This window comes from Pseudomonas sp. 15C (genome assembly GCF_055484735.1).
In genome coordinates this window covers 1-13,988 of record NZ_JBUDGD010000089.1, presented here as the reverse complement: position 1 = coordinate 13,988, position 13,988 = coordinate 1, and the positions used below count along the sequence as shown (strand labels likewise).

The following is a 13,988-nucleotide window of genomic DNA, read 5'->3' as shown; positions in this document are numbered from 1 at the left end:
GGAGCAAGCGTTTTTTGCTTACTTTTTTTGGCGTTTGAAAAAAAGTGAGTCGCCGTAAGGGCGAAACCATAAGAAGCCGTTACCGCAGCAACGGATATGCACCCAAAAGCAGCATCAACGCTTGCCAATCACCACCTCAAGATACTCACTCGGCACCACCAACGATCCCTCCCCCGCCCGATTCAAGCGCTCAAGCAACTCCGTCAGATCCGCCTCCAGCGCCTCCCCGCCCTCCGGCGGCAACACCGCAAAAGCCTTGTGCACCGGCCCATACCAATGGCGGAAAATGTCAATGAAATGCGCCGCCGAACGATAGCGAAAATTGAAATGCCGGCGCGTCACCTCAATCACAAAATCCTGGTCAGTAAAATGCGTATGCAGCCACGCCTCCGTGCCCCAGTTCGACGGCGGTTGCGCTCCGGCGGGCGGTGGCAGATGCCGACCGAGCACCTTGAACATCTGCCCCACGAAACCACCCGGCGTCCAGTTCGCCAGACCAATCCGCCCGCCACGCCGACAAACCCTGCCCAACTCCGCCGCCGCCTGAGCCTGATCCGGCGCGAACATTACGCCGAAGGTCGACAACACCGCGTCGTAACTCTCATCAGCGAATGGCAACGCCTCGGCATCAGCCACTTGAAACGTCACGTCCAGATTCTCGGCCCGGGCCCGATCCTGTCCGCGCTCCAGCAACGCTGGAACATAATCAGTCGAAGTCACCAGGCAACCGCGCCGCGCTGCCGCCAGCGTGGCATTGCCATTGCCGGCAGCAACGTCCAGCACCTGCTCATCGCATCGCAGATCGCAGGCCTCGGCGAGGTTCTCACCGACGATCTGCAACGTGGTGCCGATCAAGGCGTAATCGCCACTGGCCCACGCCACTTTCTGGCGTTCTTTGAGGGCAGTCAGATCAATCGGGGTACTCATGCTTTGGTGCTCCGCTACACAGTGACTGAGGCATCAAACAGGGGGCGGATCCTTGGCAACGCCCTGCCAGTTTCACTATCGCGCTACGGCTGATCGGCGTCCCTGCCAATCGTCTGCCGAGCCCCGAAACTCGGGCGTTTGCCGATGAATGGTGGCAATCTGTCAAGCGCTTGAAACACCTCGACGATTGCCTGCAAGGAAAGATTGGTCTTTCATGCACGCTCAATTCAGGAAAGGACTCGACCGATGTCACCGCACCTCGTCTGGCTAGCCGATCACCTGCACCACAGCGACCGCTATGCCGAATGGATTCACAGCCAGTTCTCCTACGAATACGCTCACCAGCCACTCGCCGATTGGCAACGCGAATTCGCTGCAGGGCAAAGCAATGGTGACTGGCCTTGCCTCGTTGCCCTCGACGATCAGCAGTTGATCGGTGGCGCCGCCCTGGCTCGTACCGACCTCGCCCAGCGGCCTGATCTCGGACCTTGGCTGGCCTGTGTTTTCGTCAGCCCCGACGCTCGCGGCCAGGGGTTGGCGGAACGCTTGATTGAATCCATCTGTGAGGAAGCGAAGGATCGCGGTTGGCCACGTCTGTACCTGCATACGCAAACCCAGCGGGATTACTACGCCAAACGTGGCTGGCAAGTACTGGAATCCTTTCAAGCCTGGGGAAACGAGCAATGGCTCATGGTCCGCGACCTCTGAGCCATTGGTTTCGCTGATCAGGCTGCCGGGGCTTTGGCCTCATCCAGCAGTTGCCTGATCATCTGCTCCTGCGCCTCGTAGCGCCCCTCACCGAAGTGGGTGTAACGCACCTGCCCCTTGGCGTCGATCAGGTAATGCGCCGGCCAGTACTGGTTATCGAAGTTGCGCCAGATCGCGTAGTTATTGTCGATCGCCACCGGGTAGGTGATGCCGAGTTTCTTTACCTGATCCTTGACGTTATCGATGATCCGCTCGTAGCCGTATTCCGGCGTATGAACCCCGATCACCACGAGGCCGTCTTTTTCATACTTTTTCGCCCAGTCCTTCACGTAAGGCAAGGTGTGCTGACAGTTGATGCAGTCGTAGGTCCAGAAGTCCACCAGCACCACTTTGCCGCGCAGGGATTCGCTGGTCAGCTCGGGCGAATTCAGCCATTGCACCGCACCCGTCAGCGGCGGCATCGAGCCTTTGCCCTCCTCCATCGGCGAGTCCGCACGGACCTTGGTGACGAGGTAGTCGACGACTTTCGGCACGTTTTCCAGAACGTTTTTTTCCACACTGGCTACGCCTTCAGAGGAGGTGTTCGCCAGCAAGGCTTTATCGAAACCCGTGGCAATGACCGCAGCCGCACCCAGCACCGCGACACCGGCACCGCGACGCAACCAACCGGTAAACGGGATCGATGGTTTCAAGCGGTTGACCAGGCCACGACCGGCGAAGATCAGCACGCCCAGCGACAAGGCACTGCCGGCGCCATAAGCGAGCAACAGCAGGCTGGTCTGCGCATTCGCCCCTTGCAGCATGGCGCCAGTGAGAATCACGCCCAGGATTGGCCCGGCGCACGGGCCCCACAGCAGCCCGGTGGCGACACCGAGCATGATCGAGCCCAGCGGCCCGGCCTTGTTTTGTGCCTGCGGGTCGAGACGGTTGCCGAGCATCACAAAGGGTCGGGTCAGCCAGTCACCGATGCGCGCCGAGATCAGCGACAGGGCGAACACGCTCATCACGATCAGCGCGACGTGACGGCCGGTGTTGCTGGCCTGAATCACCCACTCGCTGCTGACCACCGCCAGGCTGGAGATCAGCGCAAACGTCAGGGCCATGCCGCTGAGGGTGAGCAGGATCGAAGTGCGGCTGCGCTGCGCACCGGCAAACAGAAACGGCACCACCGGCAGGATGCAGGGGCTAAGCACGGTCAGCAGACCGCCGAGAAACGCGATGAGGTACATGGTGAATCCACCTTTTCTATATGACGGTGTTGAGCAATCAGGCGCTCTGGCTTTGCAGCCATTGACCCTGTGGCGTGCGGCTGGCGCCGTTCTCGGCGAACATCTGGCCCAGCGGTGTGCGGCTCGAACCGTCCGCAGCGAACATCTGGCCCAGCGGCGTGCGACTCGAACCGTCCGCAGCAAACATCTGGCCCAGCGGCGTGCGACTCGAACCGTCCGCAGCAAACATCTGGCCCAGCGGTGTGCGACTGGAACCGTCCGCGGCGAACATCTGGCCTTGCGGTGTGCGGCTGGCGCCGTCCGCGGCGAGCAAGCCGTCGGTGCCTTGCCTGGCCACCGGGGCGAGCTGGAAACAGGTGCTGCTGTGGCAGCCAGGCTGTTCAACCGCAGCGTTGGCATGGGCGGCTACGCCGGCCAGGGAGAAAGCGATGGCAGTCAGAAAGCGCGATACGTTGTTCATGATGTTTACCTTTCGAAAATGAGTGATTGATCAGTTGTCGTTGTTGCAGCTGTCAGCGAATTTGCTGTAATCGAGTACGCGGGTGGTGCCGGCCGAATCGAGGTAAGTCATGCGCGCTTCAACGATGCCGCAGGCCACCGAGTTGTCCTGCTCCAGCGAGATCACTTTGTGGATATCCAGGTGGGTGCCGTAGGTGTAGGTTTGCGGGGCGGCAGCCGCTTCGGCGCGGGCCGACAGGGTGCAGATGTTCAAAGCGGCAAACAGGCAGGCGGCGACTACGGATTTGTTGTTCATGGCGGTACTCCTCAAGGCTTCATTGGGTTTGGGCCGAGGCGTTCAGCGTTTGCCTCGATGGAACCTATTTAAAGCCTGCGAGGTATCGCGTCTGTGTCAGGAACAAGCGCGTTTCATTCGCTGTGTATCCCTGCCACCGCGCGATACAGAGCGATACAAAACCGCGGAAAAATCCTGTTTTTGCGTATCCGTGTATCTGTCGACACGGCAGATACACTGCAATACAAAGGCTGGCAGGCGCGCCGATGCAGGCGCTATAGACTGCATGGCATTCCTTTTCCGAGAGGCTTGAACCCATGGAACATGTCGATCACATTCTCATCGTCGACGACGACCGCGAGATACGTGAGCTGGTGGGCAACTACCTGAAGAAAAACGGTCTGCGCACGACAGTCGTCGCCGATGGCCGGCAGATGCGCAGCTTCCTCGAAGCCAACACTGTCGACCTGATCGTGCTCGACATCATGATGCCCGGCGACGATGGCCTGCAGCTGTGCCGGGAGTTGCGCGTGGGCAAACACAAAGCCACGCCGGTGTTGATGCTGACCGCGCGCAACGATGAAACCGACCGCATCATCGGCCTGGAAATGGGCGCCGACGACTACTTGACCAAACCGTTCGCTGCGCGGGAATTGCTGGCGCGGATCAACGCCGTACTGCGCCGCACGCGCATGTTGCCGCCGAATCTGGTGGTGACTGAAGCAGGTCGGCTGCTCGCCTTTGGCCGTTGGCAACTGGACACCTCGGCCCGGCACCTGCTGGACACCGACGGCACCATGGTCGCCCTCAGCGGCGCCGAGTATCGCTTGTTGCGGGTGTTCCTCGATCATCCGCAACGAGTGCTCAGCCGCGATCAGTTACTCAACCTGACCCAGGGCCGCGATGCCGACCTGTTCGACCGCTCGATCGATCTGCTGGTCAGCCGCCTGCGCCAGCGCCTGCTCGATGACGCGCGCGAACCGGCGTATATCAAGACCGTGCGCAGCGAGGGTTATGTGTTTTCGTTGCCGGTGGAGATTCTCGGGGCACCCGCATGACCCTGAAGCTGCACTGGCCACGCACCCTCGCGTCGCGCCTGTCGCTGATTTTCCTGATTGGCCTGATCCTCGCCCAGGCGCTGTCGTTTGGCGCGCAGTATTACGAGCGCTACGAAAGCGCGGAAAACACCATGCTGGGCAATCTGGAAACCGACGTTTCCACCTCGGTTGCAATCCTTGATCGCCTGCCTGCCGAAGAACGTCCGGCGTGGCTCACGCGTCTGGCGCGCAAGAATTACGGTTACCTGTTGAGCGAAGGCGATCCGGGCACACCGATCGATGCCCGTGATGTGCCCGTGGCGGTGACTTCGATCACCGAAGCCATCGGTGCGCGCTATCCGCTGACCTTCACCGACATACCCGGGCCACGCCAACACTTTCAGGGCCACCTGCGTCTGAGCGACGGCAGCCCGCTGACCATCGACGTGCGCCCGGCCATGGCCCCGCTGTCGCCGTGGTTGCCGGGGGTGCTGCTCGGCCAGTTGGCGTTGATGATCGCCTGCACCTGGCTGGCGGTGCGCATCGCGATCCGCCCGCTGACCCGCCTGGCCAACGCCGTGGAAACCCTCGACCCCAACGCTCAGCCGATCAAACTTGACGAATCAGGTCCGAACGAAGTGGTTTACGCGGCGCGTGCCTTCAACACCATGCAGGCGCGCATCGCCGCCTACCTGAAAGAACGCATGCAATTGCTGGCAGCGATTTCCCACGACCTGCAAACGCCGATCACCCGAATGAAATTGCGCGCCGAGTTCATGGACGACTGCGCCGAGAAAGACAAACTGTGCAACGACCTCAGCGAGATGGAGCATCTGGTGCGCGAAGGCGTGGCCTATGCGCGCAGCGTCCACGGTTCGACCGAAGAGAGCCGGCGCACCAACATGGATTCCTTCCTCGAAAGCCTGGTGTTCGACTATCAGGACATGGGCAAGCAGGTGCAACTGGTCGGCCACAGCGCAGCGGTCATCGACACCCGCCCGCATGCCTTGCGCCGGGTGCTGGTGAACCTCACCGACAATGCCCTGAAGTTCGCCGGCGCTGCTGACGTCCACGTCGCGGCGGACGGCGCCAGTCTGTCGATCAGCGTACTCGACCGCGGCCCGGGCATCGCCGAAGCCGAACTGGCGCAGGTGCTGCAGCCGTTTTACCGGGTAGAGAATTCGCGTAATCGCGATACCGGGGGTACGGGTCTGGGCCTGGCCATTGCTCAGCAACTGGCGATGGCGCTGGGCGGCACGCTGACCTTGAGTAACCGTGAGGGTGGCGGGCTGTGTGCGGAACTGGCGTTGCCCATCAACCAATAAGCGCACACATAATTGTAGGAGTGAGCCTGCTCGCGATGGCGGTCGGTCAGACATATTTGCATTGGCTGACACACCGCTATCGCGAGCAGGCTCACTCCTACAATGACTTGTGTTTCACTCAAGTGGTGCCAACCACCCGATCCGCATGCAGCTGTCGCAGCAACGCCAGGCCGTCGTCGACGAACGCGTCACCGGCCGCTTGCCCGGCCTCCTGTGCCAGACCCTGCAAATGCTCAAGGCCAGTCAGCGCCGCAAACTCGCCAATGCGCTGCAACAAGCGCAAGGCCAACGGGCTCAGCAGGGAAAACTTCACGCTGAAATCCTCCGTGCGCCGCACCAGCAACAGGGTCGGTTGCGCCGGTGGCGCATCGGGCTGGTTGTGCGGGTCAAGTTCATGCACCGGCCAGACATAGGCCAACGGCCAGGCCAGCGCCGAAACCTGCAACGGGCGTTTAAGCAGCAGCGTCGGGGCCGTCAGCGGCAAAGCGGGCGCATCGGACTGCTGCAGCACCATCTCCACCCATTCATAATGCGCTAGCTCCAACAGAAACGCAGGCCACTGCCCGTCCTGCAACACTTGCGGTTGCGCCGCCAGATAGTCGATAAATTCCCCGGCGATCTCGCCGAATTTCGGTGTCTGCGCCCGCCAGTCTCGCAAAAAGCCACGCACCAGCAAGCGCCAGCGTGGTTCACCGATGATCCGGATCAGCACCGGAAAGGTCGCGCTCAACAACTGCGACAGGTTGTTGAACACCAGCTCACGATAAACCTCGACCTGCGCAGCATTCATATCGCTGGGCGGTGTCTGGTGTTCGGGATCACGCAAATAGCGGGTCAGCGCCTGTTGCTGCTGTTGCAGATTATCCACGTGGGCGCCCTCTTGCTTGCAGGTGTCGGATGGTCTGCAACTCGGCAACCAGTTCGGTAAAGGCCGGGAAATTGAAATCCCGTTCCAGCAAGGTGGGTTGCGCACCGAACCGCGCGTAGGCCTGCTCCAGCAACGCCCATACCACGGGTTTTACCGAGGCACCGTGCGTGTCGATCTTCAGGCTGTCTGACTCATCAAAATGCCCGGCGACATGTATGCCCACCACCCGCCCCGGCTCGATGCCCGCAAGAAACGCCTGCGGATCGAAGCCGTGATTGACCGAGTTGACGTAGACGTTATTCACGTCCAGCAGCAGATCGCAATCGGCCTCGCGCAACACGGCGTTGGTGAAGGTTACTTCGTCCATGTCCTGGCGCGGGGCGGCGTAGTACGACACGTTTTCTACCGCCAGTCGCCGGCCGAGGACGTCCTGAGCCTGACGAATACGCGCAGCGACGTGATACACCGCTTCTTCGGTGAACGGCAGCGGCAGCAAGTCGTAGAGATGACCGTCATCGCTGCAATAACTCAGGTGTTCGCTGTACAGTGGCACGTTGTAATGGTCGAGAAACACCCGCACTTCCTGCAGGAAACCGACATCCAGCGGCGCCGGACCACCGAGCGACAGCGACAAGCCGTGGCAGGACAACGGATAACGCTCGGCCAGTTCGCCCAGCGCCGCGCCATGCGCCCCGCCAACGCCGATCCAGTTTTCCGGCGCAACTTCGAGAAAGTCAAAATCGCCCGGGCGGGCGTTTCGCAGATCGTTGAGCAGACCACGGCGCAGGCCGAGGCCGACGCTGGGTGGCAGTGATGAAAACGGCGTTTGCACGGGGAATGCCTCTGAAGTGGGTTTTACCCAGTTGAAGCGCCGGCTGTATCGCCGCTGTGTGCAACGGACCGCAGGTTTGCAAGCGTGTGTATCTACTGGTGTCCGGGATACACAGCGATACAGCCCCGCCGCTCCCACAGGTTTTTTCATTGTTCACAAAGTCGGCATTACGCCCGGACGGCAGCTAGACTGTTTCATTACCCAGTCGAGGGGGACGCAGGACTTCAGTCGTGCCCTGCCCGTTTCCGCGACCACCGCCCGGTGGCGCACGCCTCGACCTTCGACGCCGCCGGACTGTGATCCTGTTTTCAGGAGCACACATGATGGACGAGGCGAAGCTCAACCAATTCATGGGCAAGCTGGTCAGCGACATGGGCGGCGCGGCGATGCTGGCCAATGTCATCGTCGGCGAAGAACTCGGGCTGTACCGGGCGATGGCCGACAGTCAGCCGATCAGTGCCGATGCCCTTGCCGCAAAAACCACCTGCAATCCCCGGCTCGTCCGCGAATGGCTCAGCGCCCATGCGGCATCCGGTTACATGGAGCATCAGGACGGACAGTTCCGCCTGCCGGAAGAACAGGCGCTGGCGCTGGCTGTAGAAGATTCGCCGGTTTACGTGGCTGGCGGGCTCGGCGTCGTGGCGTCGTTTTTCCATGACAAGGACAAACTGGTCAAAGCCATGCGCGGCAATGGCGCCCTGCCCTGGGGCGATCATCACCCGTGCATGTTCAGCGGCACCGAACGTTTCTTTCGTCCGGGTTACAAGGGCCATCTGATCGCAGAATGGTTGCCGGCGCTGGACGGCGTGGTGGCCAAGCTGGAAGAAGGCGCGAAAGTCGCCGACATCGGCTGCGGTCACGGCGCCTCGACGGTGATCATGGCGCAAGCGTTTCCCAACTCGCGTTTCGTCGGCTACGACTATCACGCGCCATCCATCAGCGTCGCCACCCAGCGCGCCGAGGAAGGCGGCGTCAGCAGCCGGGCGACGTTCTTTCAGGGTTCGGCCAAAGGCTACCCCGGCGATGACTACGACCTGATCTGCTATTTCGACTGCCTGCACGACATGGGCGACCCGGTCGGCGCCGCGCGTCACGCCCATGCAGCGCTGAAGGATGACGGCACGGTATTGCTGGTCGAGCCGTTCGCCAACGACACGCTGGACGACAATATCAATCCGGTCGGGCGGCTGTTTTATGCGGCGTCGACCTTTATCTGCACGCCGAACTCGCTGTCGCAGGAAGTCGGCCTGGGCCTCGGTGCGCAGGCGGGGGAAATGCGCTTGCGCAAGGTCTTCACTGAAGCCGGGTTCAAGCAATTCCGCCGTGCCAGCCAAACACCGTTCAACCTGATTCTGGAGGCGCGCAAGTAACCCGCGCGGGTCGTGCTAACCTGCTGGCATCGTCTTCTCCGGAGCGCTGACCATGCTCGACAGCCCGACCCGCGAACACCTCGACACCCTGCAACAACTGATGGCCGATGGCGATTTTCTGGTGCTGACCGGCGCCGGCATCAGCACCCCGTCGGGCATTCCCGACTACCGCGACAGCGAAGGAGTAAGGCGTGGCCGGCAGCCGATGATGTATCAGGAGTTTCTTGCCGCCCCGGAATCACGCCGACGTTATTGGGCGCGGGCGATGCTTGGCTGGCCGCGAGTGCGCCAGGCGCGGCCGAATGCAGCGCACGAGGCCCTCGCCGGTTTGCAGCGCCAAGGGTTGATCAGCGACTTGATCACGCAGAATGTCGACACCCTGCACGATCAGGCCGGCAGTCATGATGTGATCGAACTGCACGGTAGCCTGCATCGGGTGCTGTGCCTGGACTGCGGCCAACGCAGTGAGCGCGATGCGATTCAGCAGTTGATGGAGCAGCAAAATCCCTATCTGGCCGGCGTCGATGCGGTGCAGGCGCCTGATGGCGACACCTTGCTCGACCCCGCCTTCGAAGCACGCTTTCAGGTACCCCACTGCCCGCATTGCGCGGGTGAACGGATGAAGCCGGACGTGGTGTTTTTCGGTGAAAACGTCGCGCAGCACACGGCGGCACGGGCGATGAACGCCGCGGAAACTGCCGGGGGCATGCTGGTGATCGGGTCTTCGTTGATGGCTTACTCGGCGTTTCGTTTGTGCCGGGTGATGGCCGATCGTGGCCGGCCGCTGATTGCGATCAACCTGGGCAAGACTCGGGCGGATGAGTTGCTGGATTTGAAGATCGAGGCTTCGTGTGAGCGGTTGTTGCCTTTGTTGGCGTTGGCGCTGGAGCGGTGAGCTTCTGGATTGGGTGTTCGACTTGAAACCGCCCCCTCACCCTAGCCCTCTCCCGAGGGAGAGGGGACCGATCCGGGGATGTTCGAGTGCTGTTGCGACATGGACGTCTTGCTGGGAATCCGCAATTGGAAAACGTACAACATGGATCCGTAATCGACTCGGTTTTGCAGATCGATGCAGGACGCGAGACGACTCGATCGGCTCCCTCTCCCTCCGGGAGAGGGCTGGGGTGAGGGAAAGATCTCACTGTCACGCCAGATCTTCAGCCCTGAAAATATCAAACAACGCCTGCGCCGCCGCCGACAGTTCATTGCCCGGTTCAGTCAGCACGCCGATAGCGCGTTCCACCGAATCATTCAGCGTCAGGCACTGAGCGCCGAGTTCCTGCATCTGTTCAGCGCACAACGCTGGCACCGCGCTGACGCCCAGCCCGCTGGCGACCATGCGCCCGACCGTCGCCAATTGATGGCTCTCGAATTCCACCGGCAACTTCTTGCCCCGCGCCTGCAAATGCTCCTCCAGCATCACCCGTACCGTCGATGGCCGCTGCAAGGTGATGAACGGTTCCTGCAACAACGTCTGCCAGTCGATCTCGGTGCGTTGGGCCAGGATTGAATCCTTCGGCACCACGGCAACGAAGCGATCGATGTACAAAGGGGTAAACGTCAGCGACGTGCTCTGCATCGGCTCAAACGCCACGCCCAGTTCAACCTGGCGGTCACGGACCATTTCCAGCACTTGCTCATTGATCACGTCGTTTACCGTGACGTTGACGTTCGGATAACGCGCGCGGAAGGTTTTCAGGATCGGCGGCAGCAGGTTGCCGGCAAACGATGGCATCGCCGCCAGCGTCACCCGCCCGCGTTGCAGGCTGAAGCGCTGGCGCATCTCGTCTTCGGCGTTGTCCCAATCGGCAATCAGGCGCCGGGCCAGTGGCAGCAGCGACTCGCCTTCAGCAGTCAGCGCCACATTACGCGTGTTGCGGCTGAACAAACGGCCACCCAGGCCCTCCTCCAGCGCCTTGATGGTCAGGCTCAACGCCGATTGCGACAGGTGCAAACGCTCGCAGGCCACGGCGAAACTCAGGCTTTGAGCCACGGCGAGAAAGGCACGGATCTGTTTGATGGTCATGGTCGCTGCGCTCCAGTTGTAAGCTACAAGCGTTAAGCGGCAAGTCATAACGCGACTATTGAGCTTTATCAATCAATCAACCTTAAAAATCAACTTAACAAATATATCCTGCGGCGCGACACTCCAGTCATTCGGCTAGCCAGCCGCCCGCAAATAATAAAAGAGGTGCATATGGCAGGTTTCGACAAGCGCGTGAGTTCCTACGAGGAAGCCCTGGCCGGGCTTGAGGACGGCATGACCGTCATCGCCGGCGGCTTCGGCCTGTGTGGCATTCCGGAGAACCTGATCGCCGAGATCAAGCGCAAAGGGACCCGCGACCTCACCGTCGTTTCCAACAACTGCGGCGTCGACGGCTTCGGCCTCGGCGTGCTGCTGTCCGACCGCCAGATCAGCAAAGTCATCGCCTCCTACGTTGGCGAAAACAAGCTGTTCGAAGAGCAACTGCTTAAAGGCGAAATCGAAGTCATCCTGACCCCGCAAGGCACCCTCGCCGAGAAGATGCGCGCCGGCGGTGCTGGCATTCCGGCGTTCTTCACCGCCACCGGCGTCGGCACCCCGGTCGCCGAAGGCAAGGAAGTGCGCGAGTTCAACGGGCGCAAATACCTGATGGAAGAATCCATCACCGGCGACTTCGCTATCGTCAAAGGCTGGAAAGCCGACCACTTCGGTAACGTCGTCTACCGTCACACCGCGCAGAACTTCAATCCGCTGGCAGCGACCGCCGGCAAGATCACAGTGGTCGAGGTCGAAGAAATCGTCGAACCCGGCGAACTCGACCCCACGCAGATCCACACCCCGGGCATCTACGTCGATCGGGTCATTTGCGGCACGTTCGAAAAACGTATCGAACAGCGCACCATCCGCAAATAATTCAGGCTGACGGAGAATAAAACCATGGCACTTACCCGCGAACAAATGGCTCAGCGCGTCGCCCGCGAAATGCAGGACGGCTACTACGTGAACCTCGGCATCGGCATTCCGACCCTGGTCGCCAACTACATTCCCGAAGGCATGGAAGTCATGCTGCAGTCGGAAAACGGCCTGCTCGGCATGGGGCCTTTTCCTACCGAAGAAACCATCGATGCCGACATGATCAACGCCGGTAAACAAACGGTGACTGCGCGAATCGGCGCGTCGATCTTCAACTCCGCCGAATCCTTCGCGATGATCCGCGGTGGCCATGTCGATCTGACCGTGCTCGGCGCGTTCGAAGTCGATGTCGAAGGCAACATCGCTTCGTGGATGATCCCCGGCAAACTGGTCAAGGGCATGGGCGGCGCGATGGACCTGGTGGCCGGCGCCGACAACATCATCGTGATCATGACCCACGCATCGAAGGACGGTGAGTCAAAGCTGCTGGCCAAGTGCAGCCTGCCGCTGACTGGTGCCGGTTGCATCAAGCGTGTGCTGACTGACCTTGCCTACCTGGAAATCGAAAATGGCGCTTTTGTCCTCAAGGAACGCGCACCTGGCGTCAGCGTCGAGGAAATCGTCGCCAAAACCGCTGGTAAACTGATCGTCCCGGATCACGTACCGGAAATGCAGTTCGCTGCCGAGTGAGGAATTCGAAAATGCAAGACGTCGTCATTGTTGCCGCCACGCGTACCGCGATCGGCAGTTTTCAAGGCTCGCTGGCCAGCGTGTCCGCAGTCGATCTAGGCGCGGCGGTGATCCGCCAGTTGCTCGCGCAGACCGGTCTGGACGGTGCCCAGGTCGATGAAGTGATCATGGGCCAGGTGCTCACCGCCGGCGCCGGCCAGAACCCGGCGCGTCAGGCCGCGATCAAGGCCGGCCTGCCCCACGCGGTGCCGGCAATGACCTTGAACAAGGTCTGCGGCTCGGGCCTGAAAGCCCTGCACCTCGGCGCACAGGCAATCCGTTGTGGCGACGCCGAAGTGATCATCGCTGGCGGGCAGGAAAACATGAGCCTGTCCAACTATGTGATGCCAGGCGCGCGCACCGGTCTGCGCATGGGCCACGCGCAAATCGTCGACACCATGATCAGCGACGGCCTGTGGGACGCGTTCAACGACTACCACATGGGCATCACTGCCGAAAACCTGGTCGATAAATACCAGATCACTCGTGGACAGCAAGACGCCTTCGCAGCCGCGTCGCAACAGAAAGCGGCCGCGGCCATCGAGGCGGGTCGTTTTGTCGACGAGATCACCCCGATCCTGATTCCGCAGCGCAAAGGCGATCCGCTCGCGTTCAAAGTCGACGAACAGCCACGCGGCGACACCACCGCCGAATCCCTGGCGAAACTGCGCGCGGCGTTCAAAAAGGACGGCAGCGTCACCGCGGGCAACGCTTCGTCGCTGAACGACGGCGCGGCGGCGGTGATTCTGATGAGTGCCGAAAAAGCCAAGGCCCTCGGCCTGCCGGTGCTGGCAAAAATCGCCGCTTACGCCAATGCTGGCGTCGACCCGGCGATCATGGGCATCGGCCCGGTGTCGGCGACTCGCCGCTGCCTGGAAAAGGCTGGCTGGAGCATCGAGCAGCTCGAGTTGATAGAGGCCAACGAAGCCTTTGCCGCACAATCGCTGGCGGTGGCCAAGGATCTGCAATGGGATCTGGACAAGGTCAACGTCAACGGCGGCGCCATTGCGCTGGGTCACCCGATTGGTGCGTCGGGCTGCCGGGTACTGGTGACCCTGCTCCACGAAATGCTCAAGCGTGATGCGAAAAAAGGTCTGGCGACCTTGTGCATCGGCGGCGGCCAGGGCGTGGCGTTGGCGCTGGAACGCGGCTGAAAACGAGTTCGCGGCAGGCGACGGATCCACGACATTCGCTGTTTGCCGGCAACAAAAACCCGGTGTGACTTGCGTTGCACCGGGTGTTTTTTTGCCTGTCCAAAACGTGTTTGGCTGTTCTGGCCCCTATCGCGAGCAGGCTCACTCCTACATTGGAATTGCAAACCCGATCAAGTGTAG

General features: G+C 61.2%; 15 protein-coding genes. 8 read left to right on the top strand and 7 right to left on the bottom strand.

Going from position 1 to position 13,988, the window contains the following annotated elements; all coding sequences use genetic code 11:
* Positions 1-114: 114 nt before the first annotated feature.
* Entirely contained in the window at positions 115-927 is an 813-nt protein-coding gene (locus ACYYKW_RS25430; RefSeq protein ID WP_090282768.1) for a class I SAM-dependent methyltransferase, read from the bottom strand.
* Positions 928-1,173: 246 nt separating this feature from the next.
* Between ACYYKW_RS25430 and ACYYKW_RS25425 the strand changes: the two genes are divergently transcribed.
* Positions 1,174-1,635 (top strand): GNAT family N-acetyltransferase, encoded by a 462-nt coding sequence (locus ACYYKW_RS25425; protein ID WP_464991476.1) that lies wholly within the window; start codon positions 1,174-1,176, stop codon positions 1,633-1,635.
* Between the two features lie 17 nt (positions 1,636-1,652).
* Here the strand turns inward: ACYYKW_RS25425 and ACYYKW_RS25420 are convergent, their stop codons facing one another.
* From ACYYKW_RS25420 to ACYYKW_RS25410, 3 genes are read right to left on the bottom strand one after another with little or no spacing between them, the layout of a single operon-like run.
* Positions 1,653-2,864 (bottom strand): cytochrome c biogenesis protein DipZ, encoded by a 1,212-nt coding sequence (locus tag ACYYKW_RS25420; RefSeq protein WP_336354493.1) that lies wholly within the window; start codon positions 2,862-2,864, stop codon positions 1,653-1,655.
* Positions 2,865-2,901: 37 nt separating this feature from the next.
* The gene (locus ACYYKW_RS25415) at positions 2,902-3,324 is read right to left on the bottom strand and encodes a hypothetical protein (protein WP_464991475.1); all 423 of its coding nucleotides are present in this window, start codon (positions 3,322-3,324) and stop codon (positions 2,902-2,904) included.
* Between the two features lie 30 nt (positions 3,325-3,354).
* Positions 3,355-3,618 carry a DUF2790 domain-containing protein gene (locus tag ACYYKW_RS25410; RefSeq protein ID WP_093102576.1) on the bottom strand — a complete coding sequence of 88 codons (264 nt, stop codon included), beginning with the start codon at positions 3,616-3,618 and terminating at the stop codon, positions 3,355-3,357.
* A gap of 296 nt (positions 3,619-3,914) precedes the next feature.
* On the opposite strand from ACYYKW_RS25410, the gene ACYYKW_RS25405 reads away from it, so the two are divergent.
* Positions 3,915-4,655 (top strand): response regulator, encoded by a 741-nt coding sequence (locus ACYYKW_RS25405; RefSeq protein WP_090282763.1) that lies wholly within the window; start codon positions 3,915-3,917, stop codon positions 4,653-4,655.
* The gene (locus ACYYKW_RS25400; RefSeq protein WP_464991474.1) at positions 4,652-5,959 is read left to right on the top strand and encodes an ATP-binding protein; all 1,308 of its coding nucleotides are present in this window, start codon (positions 4,652-4,654) and stop codon (positions 5,957-5,959) included. The genes ACYYKW_RS25405 and ACYYKW_RS25400 overlap by 4 nt, the downstream gene beginning before the upstream one ends.
* Before the next feature lie 118 nt (positions 5,960-6,077).
* On the opposite strand, the gene ACYYKW_RS25395 is transcribed toward ACYYKW_RS25400, so the two are convergent.
* Complete coding sequence (locus ACYYKW_RS25395) at positions 6,078-6,827, bottom strand: HvfC family RiPP maturation protein (RefSeq protein WP_464991473.1); 750 nt, start codon at positions 6,825-6,827, stop codon at positions 6,078-6,080.
* A complete protein-coding gene (locus ACYYKW_RS25390) occupies positions 6,820-7,659 on the bottom strand; it encodes an HvfB family MNIO-type RiPP peptide maturase (RefSeq protein WP_464991472.1) in 840 nt (279 codons plus the stop codon). Before ACYYKW_RS25390 ends, ACYYKW_RS25395 begins: the two co-directional genes overlap by 8 nt.
* A gap of 323 nt (positions 7,660-7,982) precedes the next feature.
* Between ACYYKW_RS25390 and ACYYKW_RS25385 the strand changes: the two genes are divergently transcribed.
* Both ACYYKW_RS25385 and ACYYKW_RS25380 read left to right on the top strand, forming a co-directional pair.
* Entirely contained in the window at positions 7,983-9,029 is a 1,047-nt protein-coding gene (locus ACYYKW_RS25385) for a class I SAM-dependent methyltransferase (protein WP_090282759.1), read from the top strand.
* A gap of 52 nt (positions 9,030-9,081) precedes the next feature.
* The gene (locus ACYYKW_RS25380) at positions 9,082-9,924 is read left to right on the top strand and encodes an NAD-dependent protein deacetylase (protein WP_464991471.1); all 843 of its coding nucleotides are present in this window, start codon (positions 9,082-9,084) and stop codon (positions 9,922-9,924) included.
* Between the two features lie 249 nt (positions 9,925-10,173).
* Here ACYYKW_RS25380 and ACYYKW_RS25375 read toward each other — a convergent pair whose 3' ends face one another.
* On the bottom strand, positions 10,174-11,055 hold the full coding sequence (locus ACYYKW_RS25375) for a LysR substrate-binding domain-containing protein (RefSeq protein ID WP_464991470.1): 882 nt from the start codon (positions 11,053-11,055) through the stop codon (positions 10,174-10,176).
* A gap of 171 nt (positions 11,056-11,226) precedes the next feature.
* Here ACYYKW_RS25375 and ACYYKW_RS25370 point away from each other — a divergent pair, with 171 nt between their 5' ends.
* Genes ACYYKW_RS25370 through ACYYKW_RS25360 form a run of 3 tightly spaced genes read left to right on the top strand, consistent with a single transcriptional unit; the run spans position 11,227 to position 13,808 of the window.
* Positions 11,227-11,925 carry a CoA transferase subunit A gene (locus ACYYKW_RS25370; protein WP_090282756.1) on the top strand — a complete coding sequence of 233 codons (699 nt, stop codon included), beginning with the start codon at positions 11,227-11,229 and terminating at the stop codon, positions 11,923-11,925.
* A gap of 24 nt (positions 11,926-11,949) precedes the next feature.
* Entirely contained in the window at positions 11,950-12,615 is a 666-nt protein-coding gene (locus ACYYKW_RS25365; protein ID WP_039762320.1) for a CoA transferase subunit B, read from the top strand.
* 11 nt (positions 12,616-12,626) lie between these two features.
* Positions 12,627-13,808: an acetyl-CoA C-acetyltransferase gene (locus ACYYKW_RS25360; RefSeq protein ID WP_464991469.1), complete on the top strand. Its 1,182-nt coding sequence runs from the start codon at positions 12,627-12,629 to the stop codon at positions 13,806-13,808.
* Positions 13,809-13,988 lie beyond the last annotated feature (180 nt).

Coding starts and splice junctions, on each gene's coding strand:
- ACYYKW_RS25425 (WP_464991476.1), top strand. CDS start 1,174: ATGTCACCGCACCTCGTCTGGCTAGCCGATCACCTGCACCACAGCGAC.
- ACYYKW_RS25420 (WP_336354493.1), bottom strand. CDS start 2,864: ATGTACCTCATCGCGTTTCTCGGCGGTCTGCTGACCGTGCTTAGCCCC.
- ACYYKW_RS25380 (WP_464991471.1), top strand. CDS start 9,082: ATGCTCGACAGCCCGACCCGCGAACACCTCGACACCCTGCAACAACTG.
- ACYYKW_RS25410 (WP_093102576.1), bottom strand. CDS start 3,618: ATGAACAACAAATCCGTAGTCGCCGCCTGCCTGTTTGCCGCTTTGAAC.
- ACYYKW_RS25365 (WP_039762320.1), top strand. CDS start 11,950: ATGGCACTTACCCGCGAACAAATGGCTCAGCGCGTCGCCCGCGAAATG.
- ACYYKW_RS25415 (WP_464991475.1), bottom strand. CDS start 3,324: ATGAACAACGTATCGCGCTTTCTGACTGCCATCGCTTTCTCCCTGGCC.
- ACYYKW_RS25385 (WP_090282759.1), top strand. CDS start 7,983: ATGGACGAGGCGAAGCTCAACCAATTCATGGGCAAGCTGGTCAGCGAC.
- ACYYKW_RS25405 (WP_090282763.1), top strand. CDS start 3,915: ATGGAACATGTCGATCACATTCTCATCGTCGACGACGACCGCGAGATA.
- ACYYKW_RS25430 (WP_090282768.1), bottom strand. CDS start 927: ATGAGTACCCCGATTGATCTGACTGCCCTCAAAGAACGCCAGAAAGTG.
- ACYYKW_RS25360 (WP_464991469.1), top strand. CDS start 12,627: ATGCAAGACGTCGTCATTGTTGCCGCCACGCGTACCGCGATCGGCAGT.
- ACYYKW_RS25375 (WP_464991470.1), bottom strand. CDS start 11,055: ATGACCATCAAACAGATCCGTGCCTTTCTCGCCGTGGCTCAAAGCCTG.
- ACYYKW_RS25400 (WP_464991474.1), top strand. CDS start 4,652: ATGACCCTGAAGCTGCACTGGCCACGCACCCTCGCGTCGCGCCTGTCG.
- ACYYKW_RS25370 (WP_090282756.1), top strand. CDS start 11,227: ATGGCAGGTTTCGACAAGCGCGTGAGTTCCTACGAGGAAGCCCTGGCC.